This window comes from Cycloclasticus sp. PY97N (assembly GCF_002443175.1).
Lineage (GTDB): Bacteria > Pseudomonadota > Gammaproteobacteria > Methylococcales > Cycloclasticaceae > Cycloclasticus > Cycloclasticus pugetii.
Window position 1 is genome coordinate 1744236 of record NZ_CP023664.1, and the last position, 19301, is coordinate 1763536.

The 19301-nt window shown below is 41.1% G+C and carries 16 protein-coding genes; 2 read left to right on the plus strand and 14 right to left on the minus strand.

Translation table 11 applies throughout. The annotated features are described in order from the left end of the window. Window positions 1-86: 86 nt before the first annotated feature. The 14 genes from CPC19_RS08510 to nirB all read right to left on the minus strand — a co-directional run bounded on the left by CPC19_RS08510 (window position 87) and on the right by nirB (window position 15712). Window positions 87-770, minus strand: a complete 684-nt coding sequence (locus CPC19_RS08510) for a hypothetical protein (RefSeq protein ID WP_035850315.1) — start codon at window positions 768-770, stop codon at window positions 87-89. Beyond that, window positions 767-1543: an FTR1 family protein gene (locus tag CPC19_RS08515; protein ID WP_016389560.1), complete on the minus strand. Its 777-nt coding sequence runs from the start codon at window positions 1541-1543 to the stop codon at window positions 767-769. The genes CPC19_RS08510 and CPC19_RS08515 overlap by 4 nt, the downstream gene beginning before the upstream one ends. A gap of 4 nt (window positions 1544-1547) precedes the next feature. Next, a complete protein-coding gene (locus CPC19_RS08520) occupies window positions 1548-1865 on the minus strand; it encodes a cupredoxin domain-containing protein (protein ID WP_016389561.1) in 318 nt (105 codons plus the stop codon). An 8-nt stretch (window positions 1866-1873) separates the two neighbouring features. Further along, window positions 1874-3199: an ATP-binding protein gene (locus CPC19_RS08525; protein WP_016389562.1), complete on the minus strand. Its 1326-nt coding sequence runs from the start codon at window positions 3197-3199 to the stop codon at window positions 1874-1876. Continuing rightward, on the minus strand, window positions 3196-3855 hold the full coding sequence (locus tag CPC19_RS08530) for a response regulator (protein WP_016389564.1): 660 nt from the start codon (window positions 3853-3855) through the stop codon (window positions 3196-3198). The genes CPC19_RS08525 and CPC19_RS08530 overlap by 4 nt, the downstream gene beginning before the upstream one ends. 16 nt (window positions 3856-3871) lie before the next feature. Beyond that, window positions 3872-4501, minus strand: coding sequence for a tetratricopeptide repeat protein (locus CPC19_RS08535; RefSeq protein WP_016389565.1), 630 nt, complete (start codon window positions 4499-4501; stop codon window positions 3872-3874). Between the two features lie 151 nt (window positions 4502-4652). Then, entirely contained in the window at window positions 4653-5321 is a 669-nt protein-coding gene (locus CPC19_RS08540) for a TenA family transcriptional regulator (protein WP_016389567.1), read from the minus strand. Window positions 5322-5326: 5 nt separating this feature from the next. Further along, window positions 5327-6790 (minus strand): AMP-binding protein, encoded by a 1464-nt coding sequence (locus CPC19_RS08545; RefSeq protein WP_016389569.1) that lies wholly within the window; start codon window positions 6788-6790, stop codon window positions 5327-5329. Beyond that, a complete protein-coding gene (locus tag CPC19_RS08550; protein WP_016389570.1) occupies window positions 6790-7503 on the minus strand; it encodes a thermostable hemolysin in 714 nt (237 codons plus the stop codon). Before CPC19_RS08550 ends, CPC19_RS08545 begins: the two co-directional genes overlap by 1 nt. Before the next feature lie 264 nt (window positions 7504-7767). Then, window positions 7768-9657, minus strand: a complete 1890-nt coding sequence (locus tag CPC19_RS08555) for a DmsC/YnfH family molybdoenzyme membrane anchor subunit (protein WP_016389571.1) — start codon at window positions 9655-9657, stop codon at window positions 7768-7770. A 5-nt stretch (window positions 9658-9662) separates the two neighbouring features. Continuing rightward, window positions 9663-11864, minus strand: a complete 2202-nt coding sequence (locus CPC19_RS08560) for a molybdopterin oxidoreductase family protein (protein ID WP_015005624.1) — start codon at window positions 11862-11864, stop codon at window positions 9663-9665. A 17-nt stretch (window positions 11865-11881) separates the two neighbouring features. Then, window positions 11882-12796 carry a PhzF family phenazine biosynthesis protein gene (locus CPC19_RS08565; protein WP_016389572.1) on the minus strand — a complete coding sequence of 305 codons (915 nt, stop codon included), beginning with the start codon at window positions 12794-12796 and terminating at the stop codon, window positions 11882-11884. Window positions 12797-12809: 13 nt separating this feature from the next. Further along, on the minus strand, window positions 12810-13169 hold the full coding sequence (gene nirD / locus CPC19_RS08570) for a nitrite reductase small subunit NirD (RefSeq protein WP_020162008.1): 360 nt from the start codon (window positions 13167-13169) through the stop codon (window positions 12810-12812). 8 nt (window positions 13170-13177) lie between these two features. Continuing rightward, the gene (nirB, locus tag CPC19_RS08575; protein ID WP_016389573.1) at window positions 13178-15712 is read right to left on the minus strand and encodes a nitrite reductase large subunit NirB; all 2535 of its coding nucleotides are present in this window, start codon (window positions 15710-15712) and stop codon (window positions 13178-13180) included. A 304-nt stretch (window positions 15713-16016) separates the two neighbouring features. Between nirB and CPC19_RS08580 the strand changes: the two genes are divergently transcribed. Further along, a complete protein-coding gene (locus CPC19_RS08580) occupies window positions 16017-17483 on the plus strand; it encodes a NarK family nitrate/nitrite MFS transporter (RefSeq protein ID WP_016389574.1) in 1467 nt (488 codons plus the stop codon). 18 nt (window positions 17484-17501) lie between these two features. Beyond that, window positions 17502-19205 carry a bifunctional protein-serine/threonine kinase/phosphatase gene (locus tag CPC19_RS08585; protein WP_016389575.1) on the plus strand — a complete coding sequence of 568 codons (1704 nt, stop codon included), beginning with the start codon at window positions 17502-17504 and terminating at the stop codon, window positions 19203-19205. Window positions 19206-19301: the final 96 nt, after the last annotated feature.

Below are 19301 nucleotides of genomic sequence, written 5' to 3' on the forward strand. Positions count from 1 at the left end.
ACGTGCCCATAGCAACCATGACATGGCGCTTTAATCAATCAAGAAACCCTAATTACAGTTAAGTAGAAAACCTTAATCCCTCTGCATTAATACTCATACTCTATTAATACGCGCAACGTACTATCAGGGCCTTTATAACCTAAGCCAAATATGGAGCCTACTTCCCAATGCATTTTTTTCGCATGAGCTAAGCGAATATCACCCATTACAACAGGGCCTACCGCCTGGCCATTTTCATTACTATAAAACTCAATGGCAGGTTCTAACTTTTCTGAATACCGGTAGCGTGCCTGAAGAGCTAGCGACGATTCAAGCTCATTCTTTATTTCATTCCCCCACTCATACTCAATAATAAAATTGGCGGCACCCACCCATTTCCCCCACTCTTTTTCGATTAAAAGACCACTGGATAAGCCCCAAGTATCATCATGCTGCTGATGCTCAAGTTCAAACAAAACACCCCAGTCAGCATCGTACTCACCTTGTTCAGTTAACTGCCATTTTACTTCCAGCTCTAAGGCCTCTAAAGAAAAGTGCCGATCGTTATCTTCTGCAATAAGATAACCCTCAACGAACAAGCTATCCGATAATGATTTACCGATACCAAGCCGGTGAAGTTGCTGCCCATCTCCTGATAACATTCGCCATTCCAACTCCCTTTCTAACGGTTGAATATACGGGTGATAAACTTTATCTACCGAAAATTCCGATGCTGCTACACTAACGGATAACAATGCTAGGCAACACGTTAGTACGGTTACCTTTCTCACTCGTCCATTTCCCACTTAAAGGTTTTAAACGTCTTAAAAGCTAAGGCCGATGAAAGCATTAAACTTAAAAAATACCCACCTACTTGAATAGGCGTTGGCGTTGATTCATAGCCAAGCAAGGCATATAAAATTTGCCCTATAACAGAGCCCTCACTCACCCATGATGAGGTGTTCCATAATGGTGCTTGACTGATCAAAATATCCGCCTGAATTAACAATTGAAATGCTTGAGTGGTCATACTCGCGCTGATTAGAACCAGCGCAACTAAACTAACAGCAACCCCCTTCCTAGGACGCAAATTGATCATTAAATAATACATAAACACTCCCACACTGAAGCCAACTCCAGCTCCAATAAAGCTGCCTGCAAGCACTGTTTCTAATAGCTGCTCATTACCTATAAAACCTTGAATATAAATGATTATTTCTGACCCTTCGCCCACTAAAGTGGCCGATAAACACCCAGCAATCGCCCATACAGTTATTTTGTAATAAGGTCGCCTCCCCATTGAAAAAATTAAAAATAACAAACAAATAAACGTCATTAGGTGCATGCACGCATTCAAAATTTCTTGCCCAACACCATCAAAAAACATCGAAATAGATGCAATATGACGAGCATAAAAAATTGATAACACCCCACCTAAGCCCAAAGAAGAAAGAAAGTAACGACGCGGTAATTGCAGTTTCTGAGATAGCACTAACAGCACACTGACTATAAGCGCTGCTTCAAATACTTCCCGTAAGATAATAATGACTGAATTGATAAGCATAACGTTACTTTACAATGACCTTGCCCTGAGCTGTTTTAGGAAAAAACTCACCAAAAAAGGGGTATTCACCCGCTGGTAATGGACCTATAAAAACAACGCCTTTTGAATGTCCTGGAATAACTTTCTCACGGTTAAGCTCATAACTCTCAAACTCCTCTGCTGTCTGGTCTTGGTTATCAATTAACAGCTTTACTTTGGTATCGACGGGAATTTCAACCGTGGACGGGTAAAACAGGTGATGACGAATGACAATATTAACTGTAGGTGCCGCGAAAAGCGGGGTTATTGCCAACATTAAGCAGATGATGAGTAATATGCGCATAGGTGCCCTTAAATAGCTGGAAATTCTACCATCACGTTTAAACCACCTAATTCAGCTGACACTGCCAGTTCAACCTTAGCCCCATGAAAAGTAGAAATATGCTGCACAATGGCTAAGCCAAGTCCACACCCTAATATACCGGATGCATGTCTATCTCCACCCACCCGATAAAATCGTTCAAAAACACGTACCCGATCTTCTTCTGCGATGCCTGGCCCAGAGTCTTCTACGCAAAGCATCACAGCATTGTCTTTGGATTTAATATTTACCGAAATAACACCCTTTGCTGGCGTATATTTATTGGCATTAAGAATTAAGTTTTGCAATAAACTCTCTAGTGCAAATTCATTACCTTTGATAAGGCATACAGGCTCTGCATTCAAACTTATTCTTTGCTGCTTTGACTCAAACCGCATGTATTCGTTGGCAATCACCATCTTAGCAATATCAGTTAAGTTTAACGGTTCCATTTGCTGAGCAGCTTGATCGGCTGAATGTTGATATAAACTCAGTATCTGCTCAATCACATGCCCCATTCGTTCCACTCCCTCTTTCAAAGGTTCTAGATCGCCATCAGTTATGTCCTTAGTAGACATTAGGTTGTGTAACTGCACTTTTAAGGAGCTAATAGGGGTACGCAACTCATGCGCCGCATCCGCAGAAAATTGCTGCTCACGTACGAATGCATCATTTAAGCGATTGAATAAGTCATTGATTGTTATAAGTAATTGCTCTAATTCTTTGGGTTGTTGTTTAATCGAAATTGCAGACAGATCATCCGCTTTCTTATCACCGAGTTGCGTGGTTAATTCACGTAAAGGCTTTAAACCAAAACCCACCGTTAACCAAATAATAAAGGCGGCCAATGGGATAGCCATCACTGTTGGTTTGATGGCAGATAATACAATTTTATCGGCTATTTCATAACGTAAGTCGATACGTTCCCCTGTGATCACCCAGCGTTTAAAAAGCCTGTCTTGTAATATGTAAGTACGCCAACGAAAGTCTGCGTAGTTTTCATCATGAAAGCCTTCCGACAATTGACTGTTAAACATTTGGTGTTCAGGCGCATTACCGGAGCGCGCAATAAGTACGCCATCATGCGACCAAATTTGAAAAAAAACCGAAGGCTTAAGGTCGAGTGTTTTTTCAACCCTAGGCGTGAGATCATGATTAGCATGTACAATAATGCTGGCTAAGTTTTTAAGTCGCTCATCAAACAAAGCATCCGTTTTAGCAAGACTCGAGCGGTAGCCTAGCAATAACGATAAAAACGTCACCGCGGTAATAGTCGCTAACAGTGTTAACAATAAAAAGGTACGAATTGACCTCATGCTGGCTTCACTATATACCCAACACCTCGAAGTGTTTTGATAAAACCTTTAGGTAACTTTTTTCTAAGATGATGAATATGAACTTCTATCGTATTACTCGCCACCTCTTCATTCCAGCTATACAGTTTTGACTCCAGGCTTTCGCGTGTTAAAACACGCCCAGCATTTTCCATCAGTGCCTTTAACAAGGTAAACTCACGACGCGATATATCCACCGCTTCGTTGGCAACCGATAAACCATAACAAGCCGTGTCTAATTCAACGTCGCCGATCTGAAGGCCTGCATGTTTGGAGCTACTAGAACGGCGTTCAACAACTCTTAAACGCGCCAACAGCTCATCCACTTCAAATGGTTTTGCTAAATAGTCATCCGCCCCTAAATCCAAGCCCGACACCTTGTCATCAATCGATGATCTAGCCGTTAAAATAAGTACCGGCAACTGCGCTGTATGCTGCCTAATGGCCCGCAGTACATCCAAGCCATCTATATCAGGCAGACCCAAGTCTAAAATCACAATATCAGTCGGCTCAGTTTTAACGACGTTTATCGCTTGTTGGCCATGCTTCAAATGATTAACCACAAAACCTTCGTGTGTGAGCGTCTTTACCAAGGCGTTAGCCAATGCTACATCGTCTTCAACCAATAAAATATTCACTTGTTCAGTTTAAATGCTAATTAATTTCATGCAATGCTTCATTTATTTCATGCCGGCGGCCGCTATCTGCAAGCGCTCTGCCTGGCCTTGCTTTAGCATCGAGTGCTTTTATGAAGCTAGCTTGAGCTTGTTTTTTCTCACCTTGATCCAGCAAAAACAAAGCATAAAAATAATGACTATCAATGCCGTTTGGATCAAGGAGTATGCCCTTTTGAAGGTACCTTTTTGCTTGTTCGTCATTGCCAAAACTAATAGGCCAGCCTGGCGCTTTAAAATATAATGTTCCCAAGGTTGTATATGCTGAGCCAGACAACGCTTTATCATCTAATAAAATAGATTTTTCCAAATCTTTTTTTGCTTCTTTTATTAATGATAACGCACTCAGGCCACCCTTAACGCCTGCGAAACTTGATTTAATAATACCCCGCCAAATAAGCACTTCCGCCGATGCCGGATGCAACTTAACTGCCTCGTTAGATTGCTCTATTAAGCTGTCAAACGCTTCTTCTTGCTGCGCCCCATTCAATTGGTAGTTAGCTTTTGCCCAATCTTTTGCCAAAAGAGCCACATCCTGTTGAACATCTGCCAAGACGGTAGTTGATGATAAGAGCAAAACGTAACACATTATTTTCGCAATATTTTTCATCCTAAACTCCAATTTAGGTTACTCAGCAACCTTTAGTGTTTGCTCACTGTTTATCCGTAGATTGAACAGCCAGCGCTTAATAACATCATTGATAAGCCAATGCACCACTACTCGTCACGCTGTTTTATATATTTATAAGTACGCTTACCTTCTATGCTAATGTCTTTTCAGGCTGTTCAGTTAAACTACAAAAAATATCACCATAGAGTCGATAAAACTGTTTGGCACAACGAATAATAAGCTGCTGCTCAGCTGGCTCATTTATTTTATTCATTAAGCTTTCAAAAAATTGAACATGATCCTGATCGAGTGCGCCATGTGAGCGTAAATAACTAAACGCCTCATCAGGTAAACTCAATGCCTCTTGAATGCCATCTGCCGCTCTATCGGCTGTTGTGACACTGGTTCCCTCTAACACATGAACCATACCAAAAAAACCCAAGGGGTTAACACGGTTAATAACATCATAGGCATACGCAACCATTAATTCCGTTTCAAAGGCTGGCGCGTCATGCCGAACTCTTTCTTTATCAACCCCACACACAGCAAGGTCGTTTAAAATCCATTCTTGATGGCCTAACTCTTCTTCGATGTATTCTGCCAATGCATTACGTAGCCACTCTTTTTCCTCTGGAATTCTCGCACCTGCTGCCATTAATAATGGCACCGTATGTTTAACATGGTGATAAGCCTGTTCTAAAAAAGCGATATATTCCTCTTTTGAGATTGTTCCAGACACCGCTTTGTTAATAATCGGGGCCGCCAACAGTTGATGACGCTCCTGCTCGGTTTGTTGCTGCAATTGATGAAAAAAGGCCATTGTCCTTACTCCGAATATAATTGATGTATAGTTGATTGATACTGCCTCAAAATAGCCTCCCTAACGGGTCTGCCATTAGAGGTCATCGTGCCTGCTGAAAAACTCATCGGTTGTGGTAGTACCGTCCATTTTTTAACCCGCGCATAATTAGGCAGTGAGCGATTCGCTTTGATAATACTATCCTTTATTATTTCTTCAGGCATTGCTTCGTCCCTTAAGGATATTAGTGCGATGCAGTGTGGCCGTTGATCGCCAAACACGACACACTGTTTAAGCAAACCATCGCTTAATAAAACGCCTTCAACCCATTCAGGGCTAATATTCCGACCATAACTTGAAATAAGAAGGTTTTTTTTACGCCCATTGACATATAGATACCCTTGTTCGTCTAAAAACCCCAAATCGCCCGTTCCAATTTCTGCTTTTCCCCATGAAGCAGGCTCTCCTACGTAACCTAGGAACGGGTTTCCATAAACAATAATTTCATCGTCCACAATGCGTACTTCAAGGTGCGGCAAGGGCTTGCCAACCGACCCCGCTTTATTATTTTTAGCTGAATTTAAACTCACAACCGAAGCACACTCAGATAGCCCATATCCTTCATAAACGGGCAAGCCATACGATTGCGCTTGCTGAATGAGTTGTTGAGACACTTTGCTACCACCGACAGCCATAAACGCTATGGACGAGGGTAGCGTCCAACCTTTTTTTACAGCGCCAACGATAGCCAATAGTATTTCTGGTAATAAAATTAAACTAACGGGCTGATATTTTTCAATCGTTTCCAGCAAAGTTGATAACTTAAAGTCACTGCTGCCATTAAAGCCTAATTGATTGCTGGGTAAGGCAATAATAGTTCCACCATTTAACAAGGTGACGTACGAACCCGCTGTGTTTTCAAGTAAGGTACTAAACGGTAATACTGATAAATGCTTCCCGACTGGCAATTGTAATGAATCATGAGTAGCTTTCGCGACCGCAAACTGCTGCTTGTTCGATAAGCAAACACCTTTAGGCTCTCCTGTTGAACCCGATGTAAACGTTATTTTCGCAGTAGAAACGGGTAATTCGCTATCCGCTATATTTTGCAAATCACTACAGAGTAAATCCCCAATCAATACCTCTGTATTCAATAACTCCATAACGTTCGATAAACTATCATTGCGTTTATGAACCAGCGCACATGTGCCCGATTTTTCAATAGCAAAGGCTAATTGCTGCTGAGAAAAAAATGCCGGCAAGGGTAACAAGGCCACCCCTGATACATTAGCAGCAAGGTCAACTAACAACCACTCCGGCGAATTATCACAAAACAAGGCCAATACTTTATGCTGATAACGTACTAAAAACCTTGATATAACATTAACCCCATTCAGCAATTCTTTATAGGTGTATGCTTTTTTTTCGCCAACAATGGCTATATCACTTGGCCGCTGTTTGGCAAGCTCTTTAATTTCGTTCCAAAGCATTACCGGTCCAAAGATACTCGCAATACAAGCTGATCAATTGTGGACTGATAATTAGTCATCACAAAACCTGAAACCGGATGACTTTTCAATATTGCATAAGCTTTTTTTATATCGCCTGCAATAACTTTGGGTTGGTTTTTGTAATAACTGCCCCATGAACCACTATCAAACGCAAGACTTTCGGCTTGGGCATCACAAATATCAATACACCCAATATCCAGTTCCGAAATCATAGATTGAACTTGCTTAGTTGCGGTAAATAATGCCCAATCAATATCTAATTGATAGAGTGTTGACACTATTAAAACAAACAACATTTTACTGGTACTAGGATAACTCGATGTTAAGTTACCAATTTCCGCTATCTTCTGCCGGTCAACATTAAGGTTGATCAGCCGACTAATCACTAACTCAGCCTTATCATCTAAATATTGTTCTAAAAACATTGGGTTATCGATCTCAGCCGGATAGAACCCAAGCACTGATGTTATATTTTTTTTGGTTTCTGCAGATAATAAATAAGGTAAAAAACTCTTTATCTGCGCGGCATGGTTTTTATAAAATTGCTTTGTAATATATGCTTCTACATTAGCTCGTTGCGGTGATTCAAGGCCTGTTAAAACAACAGATAAGTGAGGTAAAAAAACTCGTTTGCTTGCTTCTGAATCAGCACGTTGTTTGCTACCCTCTGATTCACTTTGTAGTGCACTCATAACCAATCCTTATTCTCATAGACTGGTTACGAGTGTACTTGTTGAAAATTAAGCCAATCTTAAGAGAATTGGAATAAATGCAAAAACATAATAAAAACCTATATTCCCCTGAACATCGCCTTTAATACGTTACAGCTTATGCTGTAGGCCTAAGGTAGCCTACAAACAAGTATTAACGAATTGATAAATTTAAGGCACATTAGGATTTTCTAAAAAGTTACACCTTGTTAAATAACAAGGTCACGTGAGTTTCAAGCCGAGCTTCTATTTAACCTTTTTCCAATAAAATATTTCTTTCAATTGGTCAATCGCTTCTTTTGCGGTTGTGGTTTTAATAGTATCTATCAATTCACCTACTTTAAAGGTTCTATGCTCCTCATAACGCACACCCACTTGAGGCATATTTGCTAAACCAGTTTCTTTTGCATGTTCTTCAAAAGCTTTGTTTTTCCAAAAGAATGCACCCGGCATTGTGGTAGGAATAACCAATGCAAAGAATAAAGAACGCCTAATCACAGCTGTACTAAGTAATGACAGCCCTAATATCAACCAACCCAGCGTTGATGATGGAGAATCAAGCAATAAGCAAGACACAATAATTGAGGAGCCTAACAATACATTACTAATAATATAAGGCCATGCAAAACGGGTTGTTTGTAAGTACCATGAAGCACTACCTTCTCCCTCACTATTTTTAAGATCAGCGGCATGCGCGACGTGCCCTATGGCTTCAAGCAGCAAACCCAGCAATAGTAAAACTACCAAACTAATATATTGTGTAGTATTGAGAGCATCTGCTATTAACGCAACGAAAACAATCGTTAATGACCCAAGACTCAAACATGTTCCAACAAAAGAACTCGCTGTTTGCCAGTGATCCCAAAATGGGCGTGCCTTAATTCTATATAGCTTATACATATAAAACAGACCTACTGGACCACTGAGTACGCCCATAATGGCAAACAGTCCAATCAATGGCTTAATCTCAAAATAACTAAAAACACTAAACCCAAGCAAGCTGCTAAAAAACAAACTAACCCCAGCAATTTCACGGCTTACCGGTGAATGGCGTAAATTATAAAAACCACGGTAAAAACGATGTGGTTTGCCCAAATGCATATTGAGTTTATAGAAGCCAAACATCAGCAATACATTCATCAATACTAATAACGGCAGATACGCAGCAGACGACTGAATCGCTACTATCGCTTCAACACCCGTAAAGCTACCAAGCACAATGATTAAAAACGCGCCAAGGATGGCTTGTGTTGATAATGTAAAAATGACATGAGAACTTTCATGCGTCATCAGCAAAGCTTTCCAATTCCATTGCTTTTTGACTCCATGCTTTTCATCTACTACCGGTTTATACTTTCCAACCTCTTCATCTTTATGATATTTAAGCGGCATCGAGTCGGTACGCGTCATTTCACGCTTATTTTGTCGCGTTTGCTGAAAACGAATATTCGGATGCGTAATATCTGCTGTTGGAAAACCCGGTATTTCAGCTTGAGCCTGTTCCCTATTTTCTGGCACATTCTCAATGACTCCAAAATCCAACGCATTACCTAAACAGGCTGATACACATGACGGTTTTAACCCCACCTCTAATCGATCAACGCACATATTACATTTACTAACCTCACCTTTAACAGGGTCAAGTTGAGGGGCGTTATAAGGGCAAACCCATGTACAGTAACCACAGCCGAAACAAATATCTGGGTCTTGTAACACCGCACCATATTCAGCAAACTTTGTGTAAGCTCTTGTTGGGCAACCTTTTAAGCAAACAGGGTCATCACAATGGTTACAGGCCATCGAAATATTAAGGCGCTGATAATCTGGGTACGTTCCGCCTTCGACATAACCAACCGAACGGAATGAGATATGAGCAGGGTTATCATTTTTTTCACTGCATGCCGCTTCACAGGCATGACAACCGATACAGTTATCTGCATTTAAATAAAACCCATGCTGTTTATATCGATCTGGGTTTTCGCTAATACCTGTATCACCATTTATATTAAGGCTCACCTCCCTTAACGCATTACCCTCCTCGGCGAGCTCAATATTGTCTCCATATCGGTTTTTTTCTCGGCTTTCTTCTGTCCTTAAAAAAGCATATTTTTGTTCATCACTACGTGTTTCAATCATGGGACTTAAAATGTTCTTGCTTCTAAATTTAATCGTGCAGCAACTTCCTGATTTACATGCTCTATTCGTACTGCGCATTGTTTAAAGGCAGGTTGCCGTGAATGTGGGTCTAATAGTCCTAATGTAAGTCGGTTAACGCAATCAAAAAAGTGAAAGGGAATAAACACCATCGTCCTAGGTACTCGTTGTGTCAACATAACCATAACAACAGCATCACCACGACGTGAAATAACACGCACATAGGACTGATGCTCTATCCCCTGTTCAGCTGCTGTATCAGGGTTCATTTCCATAAATGGCGTTGGACTGTATTTATTGTTATTACCGACTTTTCCAGTTCGTGTACGAGAGTGAAAGTGCTCAACTAACCGGCCTGAATTCAACCAAAACGGGTATTGCTCGTCTGGTTTTTCATTATTATCGATAAACGGTAGCGGAATCAGTTTAGCCCGACCACCGGGATGGCGAAAAGTAGCTGGTTCGGTATACAAGCGCTTTCCACCTTTAAGCGGCTTTTCACCCTTATCCACCTGTTCTTGCGTATAAGGCCACTGAATGCCCTTATTCTGCTCAATCAAATCATGAGTCATACCCGATATATCAACCAGCCGTCCTTTGGATAGTTCGCGCATTTCATCAAACACTTCATGAAAATTATCAGGGAAGTTCATCTTTCTACCCTGTTCAAACTGTTTTGCTAGGCCGTTAAAAATATGTAAATCTGTTTTTGACTGGCCATAGGGTTCTTTTACTTTACGAATAATATTGACCCTCCTTTCTGTATTCGTAAACACGCCTTCCTTTTCAGCCCAAATAGCCGCTGGTAGAAAAATATGTGCATATTGCGTTGTTTCCACATCAAGGTAAGAATCCTGCACTACACAACATTCGAGCTTTTCTAATGTTTTACGAATACGCGCCGTATTAGGCATTGATGTCATTGGGTTTGTACCCACCAACCACAGCCCTTTAATTGCGCCGGTTTCAATGGCAGGAAATATATCTGTTTGTGCAAGCCCCCGTTTCTTTGGGAAAAACTCTGGATCTACACCCCAGTATTTTCCAATATCAATTCGGTCCTGTTCATTTTCTAATAAACGATAGCCAGGTAGACCAGAACACGATGACCACTCTCGTGTTCCCATCGCATTACACTGTCCAGTAATAGACAAGCTGGTCCCACCTTTTTTACCAATATTGCCAGTCAGCAAGCTAAGGTTATTAAGCCCCACCACTCCATCTGAGCCATGCGTGCTTTGATTAATACCCATCGTCCAAATATTCATTGCGGCGCCAGCTTTTGCGTACAAACGAGCAACATTACGAATCGTATCTTCATCAATACCGCATATTTTAGATGCCGTTATCGGGTCATAGTTTTTAACTTCTGCTGCTAATTCGTCAAAGCCAGTAGTATTCGCTTTTATATAGTCTTGATCTTCCAATCCTTCAGCCAGAATGACATGCATTAATGAATTCATTAACACAACGTCTGTACCGGGCGTAATTGCCAAATGCATATCTGCATTTTGCGCCAGCATGGTGACTCTTGGATCAATAACAATTAAAGGAAATTTTCGTTTTTCCTGCGCTTCTTTAAAACGCCAATAAATAATAGGGTGTTGTTCTGGTAAATTGGATCCCCAAGCAATCAGGCAATCGGTATGTTCAAAATCTTCATAACAACCTGGAGGGCCATCTGAACCAAAAGAGCGCTTATAGCCTGATACTGCCGAGGCCATACACAGCGTGGTATTGCCATCGTAGTTATTGGTTCCAATCACACCGCGGGCCAACTTGCCCAAGGTATAAAAACCTTCGGTTAAAATTTGCCCCGTTGATACAATGGCAAATGAGTCTGGCCCATAGGTATCTTGTATGCGTTTGATTTCAGAGGCCATTTTTTCAAAGCTTTCGTCCCAGCTCGCTTCTTGGTATTCATCATGAATATTTGAGCGCATCAGCGGTACGTCACCACGACCTGCTGACTCAAACAATTCGTGTTCAAAAAGGCCTTTTACACATAACTTGCCTCGATTAACATCTGCATCAGCCACTCCTCGACTTCCTACTGGCACACCATCTTTGTCCGTGCCAACTTCAATGGCACAGCCAGTTGAACAATAGCCACAAGTAGCATAGGTCCATTTTTCAATTTTTTTATCCGCGATCGCGATGGGATTTTTTTTATTCCGACCAAATAGCATCTTATTATCTCCCTCGTTTAACCTAGCAACAGTTCGCTTTTACTGACCAACAATGAATCGCCACCCACCCTTAAAGTTATTGGGCGGCCTTCTCGTTTATCCATTTCTACATGTAACAAACTTCGGCGAGTTTCTGCTGTGCCACGATCAATTGCAAAACTATAAGTACCCAGCCGTATATGCTCATGAGAAGCTAGGTAGCCAGCAAAGGTAGGCAAGACCGAACCAAGAGGTGGGTCCTCACGATCGCTGATATTTGGACCCATTAAACGCCCGTGGAAATTACAATCGTCTAGGTCCGTTTTTGCACTAAAAATTAAAATTTCTTGTGCTGCCATAGCGGGTGCTGACGACTCACCCCAAGCCTTCACATCAAAACATGCTTTACGTACATCCGCCTGTGATTTCAGTGGCACAATTAAATAAGGTAAGCCACTCGACACAAGGCGTGTGTAATAGCTTGAATGGTCTATATCTTTCTCATCAATCGATAATAGTTTTGCTAACTCTTGATCCGTGGGTGTAAATCGGTCAACAACAGGCATACTACTTAATGTAAATTGCACATACCGCTTACCATTCGCATCCTTAGAAATATTTGCGGTAACATCTTGGCTATTTTGCTTTACCATAATGCTTGTATAGTCGCCTTCCAAGCTAACTTTTCCAGTTTCCACTAAAACATTGGCAATCGCTAAAATAGGATGTCCTGCAAAATCCTTCTCGCCATCGGGCGAAAAAATTCGAGCTTTAAATGTACTACGGCCCTCATCTGCTTTATAAACGAATGCCGTTTCAGATAAATTTATTTCACGTGCTATACGACTAAGCTGCTCTTCTGGCAGATCCTCCGCATCTGGGAAAACAGCAACCTGTGCCCCTTGAAAAAGCGTATCGGTAAAAACATCGAGAGTGTAATAAGTTACTTTCATTATTTAGCCTTCATTAACTGTTTGTACCGACGACAACTCGGCCATTTATTATTTTTACTGGGTATGCATTAATACAAACACTCTCGTCTTCTAAGCATTGCCCTGTTTCTAGATTAAAGTGCTGTTTATAAATCGGCGATGCCACCACAAGTTCATCACCTATACTGCCAATTATCCCTCTGGATAAAACGTTCACCTCGCTAAAAGGGTCGTAATTACTAAGCGCATAAACTTGTTCGGTCTTTTTCACATAAAACAAAGCTATTTGTCTCTCATCTATCAAAGCAGCTGTACCTGCATTTTCATTTAGATCTGTTAACGCACAGACATCCACTTCACTACTTTTTAATTCATTAACCATTCGTGTATTCATCCGTTTGTTTAAACTTCTTCAAGTTGTGCTGGTATTTCCTCTTTTCGCGCAGGCCGTATTTGATCCCTTTCTGAAACAAATACAATTTGGCTATCGCCTTTGTCAGAATTTACAAACGCTTTAAAGGTTTTTGATTTTTCTTCGTTTTCAACTGTTGTCTTCCACTCACATTGATACGTATCAATAACATTTTGCATTTCTGTTTCAAACGTTTCAGCAAGCCCTAATGAGTCTTCAATGACCACTTCACGCAAATAATCAATGCCGCCTTCTAGGTTCATCATCCATGTAGATGTACGTTGTAATCGATCTGCTGTTTTTACATAAAACATAAGGAAACGATCAATATATTGAATCATTGTTTCGTAATCTAAGCCTGTTGCAAACAAGTCCGCATGTCTCGGCTTCATACCGCCGTTGCCGCACAAGTACAAGTTCCAACCATTTTCTGTGGCGATCACGCCAACATCTTTGCTTTGCGCTTCTGCACACTCACGAGTACAACCCGAAACAGCAAACTTTATTTTGTGTGGTGTGCGCAAACCCTTGTAACGATTCTCTAAATCAATCGCCGTTGTCACACTATCGGCAACGCCATATCGGCACCACGTACTACCGACGCAGGATTTAACTGTTCGTAAAGATTTACCGTAGGCGTGACCTGTTTCAAAGCCCGCATCAATTAATTCTTTCCAAATAACAGGTAGGTCCTCTTGGTGCGCACCAAATAAATCAACACGCTGCCCACCGGTAATTTTCGTATATAAATTATATTTTTTGCCAACCTCGCCCAGAGTAATCAGCTTGTCAGGTGTAATTTCACCACCTGGAATCCGAGGTACGATTGAATAAGTGCCATTTTTCTGAATATTGGCAAGATAACGGTCATTCGTGTCTTGCAGGCCAGTATGTGGAGTTTCTAATACATAATCATTCCAGCAAGAAGCAAAAATAGACGCTAGCGTTGGCTTACAAATATCACAGCCATACCCCTTACCATGTTTTTCGATCATTTCATCGAACGTTTTAATCTTGCCGACACGAACCAAGTGATAAAGGTCTTGGCGGGTATACGCAAAATGTTCACACAAATCTGTATTAACATCCATACCCAGTTTTTCTAACTCTTTATTCAGTACTTGACCAACAAGTGCCGTACAACCACCGCAGCCTGTTGTTGCACTGGTACACTCTTTAAGGCTTGCCATCGTTGTAGCGCCATCAGAGATGGCTTGGCAAAGCGCACCTTTGGATACATCAAAACAAGAACATATTTGCGCAGCATCCGGTAAAGCTTCAACACCTAAACCTGTTGCGCCTGAGCCATCTCGTTGTGGCAAAATTAATGCATCCGGATACTCTGGCAAAGCAATATCGTTCAGTTTAAGTTGTAACAAATTACCGTAATCAACCGTATCGCCAATTAACACCGCACCTAATAAGCGTTTATTATCTTCACTGACGACGATCTTTTTATACACGTCATCTGCACCATTGACATAAGTGTAAATCTTCGCCTTTTCAGTGGTTGCATGCGCATCACCAATACTCGCTACATCCACACCCATCAGTTTTAATTTCGTGCTCATATCTGCACCGGTAAAACTATTCTCCTTGAGTGATAACCGGTCTGCTACAACTTGGGCCATTTGATAACCCGGTGCCACCAAACCAAATATTTTGCCATCCCATAAAGCACACTCGCCTATCGCATAAATGTCTTTATCTGACGTTTGACAATGATCATCAATAACAATACCGCCTCGCTCACCAAGTGTCAGACCACAATCACGAGCAATATCATCACGCGGTCTAATACCAGCTGAAAATAAAATAACATCGGTTTCAATATGTGAGCCGTCAGCAAAGTTCATCCGATGCAGACACTGCTCACCATCAACAATGCCTTGTGTATTCTTTTGGGTATGTACGCTAACACCTAACTCTTCAATTTTCTTACGTAACACTGCGCCAGCGCCATCATCAATTTGTACGGCCATCAACCGTGGCGCAAACTCAACAACGTGTGTTTTCAACCCCAAGTCTTTTAACGCTTTTGCGGCCTCAAGACCCAACAAACCACCACCAATAACAACGCCTACCTTAGATTCTTTACCTGCTTTCGCAATATCAATTAAGTCATCAATAGTTCTGTAGACAAAACAATTTTCCCTTTCATGGCCTGGGATAGGTGGAACGAAGGGAAAGGACCCTGTCGCTAGAACAATTTTATCGTATGAAATACGTTGACCCTTATCGGAGGTAACGATTTTTTTGTCACGATCAATGTGGGCTGCACGATCACCGATATGAACGGTAATATTATTTTTTTCAAAGAAATCCGGCTCAACAAGTGACAGATCCTCTTCAGTTTTACCATTAAAGTATGACGATAGTTGAACACGGTCATAAGCAAACCTCGTTTCTTCACAAAACGTTGTTATATCGTAGTTTTGCATTTCATCGCTGTTTACCATGGACTGTAGGAATTTATGCCCAACCATACCGTTACCAATTACAACTAATTGTTTTTTATTACTCATGCTTTATGTATATCCAAAATTCTTTATAGTCACACATCCATAGCACGCAACATGCCAACATCAACTGCCACCTCTCTAACAATTGATTTTTAAGCAGAAAATTTTTAAAAACATATAAAAAAAGACTGTCAAAACAGTTTTTTGCTTTAGTGCTGTGCAATAAAAACCCCAATCGCATTAACTTGGTGCAAAAAAGCACATTACCCCAAACAAATAACTACAACGACCATTAAGAGTAAGTAAATACTTAGCTGGCATAGCTTTTGCTCTTACCCTCACAATCTATTGAAGGAGACACATTGCAATGTCGCAAAAACTAAATTTATTATCGTTCAAAGGCAATATTCGTATTTTACATACAACTTGGTTTGCCTTTTTTATCAGCTTTATGGTGTGGTTTAACCATGCCCCATTAATGTCTGTTATCAGAGATGTCTTTAACTTAACAGCTCAAGAAGTGTCTGTTTTACTCATCCTGAACGTTGCATTAACAATCCCTGCACGCATTATTGTAGGCATGATGGTGGATAGCTTTGGCCCTCGCCGCATGTTCTCAGGCATACTAATATTCTCTAGTTTTTTATGTTTATTTTTTGCTTGGGCACAAACTTTTGAACAACTTGCCTTAGCTCGTTTTTTACTGGGTTTTGTTGGCGCAGGTTTCGTTGTTGGTATCCGTATGATCGGCGAGTGGTTCCCCGCTAGACAAACTGGTATCGCACAAGGTATCTATGGTGGCTGGGGTAATTTTGGCTCGGCAGGTTCCGCCATGGCTTTACCCGCTTTAGCTTTATGGATAGGCGGTGAGGATGGCTGGCGCTATGCATTAACAGCTACCGCAGTGATCGCTTTTTTCTATGGTATTTTTTATTATTTAAGTGTCACAGATACACCAAAAGGTTCAACCTATTTCAAACCTAAAAAAGTAGGTGGAATGGAAGTCACCAGTAAGCTTGATTTGGCGCTTTACTTAATAATGAGCATGCCCATTTATGGTGCACTCGCATTGCTCACATGGAAACTCTCTCCAAATGGTATGGGCTGGTTAAATGAGCAAGTAGTCATTATCACCTATACATCCATTGCCATTGTCTACCTGTATCAAGCGATGCATATTATTAAAGTTAACAAAGATATTTTCAGCAAAGAAGTGCCTGATTTATTTCGCTATCAATTTAAACAAGTTGCCATTTTAGATCTTGCTTATATGGTGACATTTGGTTCTGAATTAGCCCTAGTCTCTATGTTGCCATTATTCTATATCGATATGTTTGACTTATCGCCTGTAACAGCTGGGCTACTAGCCGCCATTTACCCTGTGATGAACTTAATAGCTCGACCTGGCGGCGGTATGATGAGTGATAAAATTGGCCGCAAAAAATCGCTTGTTATTTTGTTTTCAGGTATTAGCGTTACCTTTTTATTACTCGGTCAAGTTAATGAAACATGGGCTGTACCGTTAGTTGTGGCATGTACTATTTTATGTGGGCTATTTTCTAAAGGCGGGTCTGGTGCAGTGTATGCCATGGTGCCTCTAATTCAACGTCGTATGACTGGCCAAGTCGCTGGTATGGTGGGCGCTTACGGCAATGTAGGTGGCCTTATATTTCTAACTGTTCTTTCTTTTGTTTCTCCGCAAGTCTTCTTTATGGTGATTGGTGGAACAGCCGCCACCGTTTTATTATTTATGTTTATTTTCTTAGAAGAGCCTAAAGGACAAACAGCCGAGGTGCTTGAAGATGGTACAGTAGAACTTATCGATGTGACATAACCCATCAACACCACTAACATGCAATCAGAATCGATTATAGACCTTGGTCAATCATCCGATAAAGGCCTTAAAACGGACAATGAAGACAGTTATGGTGTTTTACTGCCTGAATCACCTGTTTTAGAGCAAAAAGGGGTGGCTGCGGTTATAGCTGATGGTGTTAGTGGCTGTGATGCAGGTAAACTTGCCAGTGAATCTTGTGTAAAAAGCTTATTGGGTGATTATTACTGCACACCTGACACTTGGACGGTTAAAACCTCTGTTCAAAAGGTTTTAACCGCTACTAACCGTTGGATGTTGGGGATGGCACAGCAAGGTGGTGCTAACCAAAAAGGCTTAGCCACTACTATGAGCGCCTTGGTTGTTAAATCTTCCACCGTGCATTTATTCCATATTGGCGATACACGTATTTACCGAATACGCGATAAGCAATTGGAGCTACTCACGGACGATCATCGTTTCTGGGTATCCAAAGAAAAAAATTACCTCACTCGTGCAATAGGCATTGATCTACATTTAGAAATTGACTACAGCCATTTTCTATTGGAAGAAGGCGATACTTTTTTATTCACCACGGATGGTGTTCATGAGTTTGTCAGTGACAACACCATGCTGGCACAAGTAAATAATAATACCGACAATTTTGACCGTGCTGCTCGAAACATTACTGATCTTGCAATGAAAAATGGCAGCCATGACAATGTCACCTGCCAAATTGTCAGGTTTAATCAACGACCACACGTTAATGAACAGGAAATATACCGTAAATTAACTGAGCTACCTTTTCCTCCTGACTTAAGTGCCGGCATGACCTTAGATGGTTACCGAATTGAGCGAGAACTACATGCCAGTAATCGTACACAAGTGTATCTGGCAACAGATATTCAAACACAACAGCAAGTTGTTATTAAAACACCGTCTGTTAATTATGTAGATGACCCTACATTTTTAGATATGTTTGTGCAAGAAGAATGGATTGGCCGCCGAATTGATAACAATCATGTTCTAAAAATTATTGAACAAACAAGGACACGTCGCTTTCTTTATTACGTCACCGAATACATCGAAGGACAAACACTCAGGCATTGGATGAGTGACAACCCCCAACCCAGCTTGCACGATGTTAGAGGCATCGTTAGGCAAATTGCTCGAGGCCTCAGAGCTTTTCATAAAAAGGAAATGATTCACCAAGACCTGAAACCAGAAAACATCATTATCGATACCCAAGGCACCGTTAAAATAATAGACTTCGGCTCTACAAAAGTTGCCGGTGTAGAAGAAATAGCATCTCCCATTCAACGTTTAAATTTATTGGGAACTCAACACTACACAGCACCAGAATACCTATTAGGTCAGCCCGCTAGCTACCGTTCAGACGCTTTCTCTTTAGGCGTTATTACCTACGAAATGTTGACAGGAAATCTCCCTTTTGGGGAAAAATACGGTGAAAAAGCACTTAGTAAATTGCACTATATTCCAATATTAGAAATCGATACGGACATTCCACTTTGGATTGATGGTGCAATCAGAAAAATCGTCAACAAAAAACCTTCAAATCGATACGAGGAAATATCAGAATTTATTCACGACCTCTCACACCCGAATAAATTATTCACCACTGCCGTTCACACGCCATTAGTTGAACGTAACCCTCTCGCCTTCTGGAAGGCAGTCGCGCTATTAAGCTTATTCACCAATGCAGCCCTTTTGCTCATAAAGTAAATCCATGTTTTCATAACGATAACGCTTTTCGCTATCATCTTAGCGACCCTATATCACTAGCGTTTTCTTGATCTACATCCTCTCATGCCAAAAAAA

Bases quoted from the DNA above. Each gene is read 5' to 3' on its own strand.
- CPC19_RS08515 (WP_016389560.1), bottom strand. From the start codon at position 1,543: ATGCTTATCAATTCAGTCATTATTATCTTACGGGAAGTATTTGAAGCA.
- CPC19_RS08520 (WP_016389561.1), bottom strand. From the start codon at position 1,865: ATGCGCATATTACTCATCATCTGCTTAATGTTGGCAATAACCCCGCTT.
- CPC19_RS08525 (WP_016389562.1), bottom strand. From the start codon at position 3,199: ATGAGGTCAATTCGTACCTTTTTATTGTTAACACTGTTAGCGACTATT.
- CPC19_RS08535 (WP_016389565.1), bottom strand. From the start codon at position 4,501: ATGAAAAATATTGCGAAAATAATGTGTTACGTTTTGCTCTTATCATCA.
- CPC19_RS08540 (WP_016389567.1), bottom strand. From the start codon at position 5,321: ATGGCCTTTTTTCATCAATTGCAGCAACAAACCGAGCAGGAGCGTCAT.
- CPC19_RS08545 (WP_016389569.1), bottom strand. From the start codon at position 6,790: ATGCTTTGGAACGAAATTAAAGAGCTTGCCAAACAGCGGCCAAGTGAT.
- CPC19_RS08550 (WP_016389570.1), bottom strand. From the start codon at position 7,503: ATGAGTGCACTACAAAGTGAATCAGAGGGTAGCAAACAACGTGCTGAT.
- CPC19_RS08555 (WP_016389571.1), bottom strand. From the start codon at position 9,657: ATGATTGAAACACGTAGTGATGAACAAAAATATGCTTTTTTAAGGACA.
- CPC19_RS08560 (WP_015005624.1), bottom strand. From the start codon at position 11,864: ATGCTATTTGGTCGGAATAAAAAAAATCCCATCGCGATCGCGGATAAA.
- CPC19_RS08565 (WP_016389572.1), bottom strand. From the start codon at position 12,796: ATGAAAGTAACTTATTACACTCTCGATGTTTTTACCGATACGCTTTTT.
- nirD (WP_020162008.1), bottom strand. From the start codon at position 13,169: ATGAATACACGAATGGTTAATGAATTAAAAAGTAGTGAAGTGGATGTC.
- nirB (WP_016389573.1), bottom strand. From the start codon at position 15,712: ATGAGTAATAAAAAACAATTAGTTGTAATTGGTAACGGTATGGTTGGG.
- CPC19_RS08580 (WP_016389574.1), top strand. From the start codon at position 16,017: ATGTCGCAAAAACTAAATTTATTATCGTTCAAAGGCAATATTCGTATT.
- CPC19_RS08585 (WP_016389575.1), top strand. From the start codon at position 17,502: ATGCAATCAGAATCGATTATAGACCTTGGTCAATCATCCGATAAAGGC.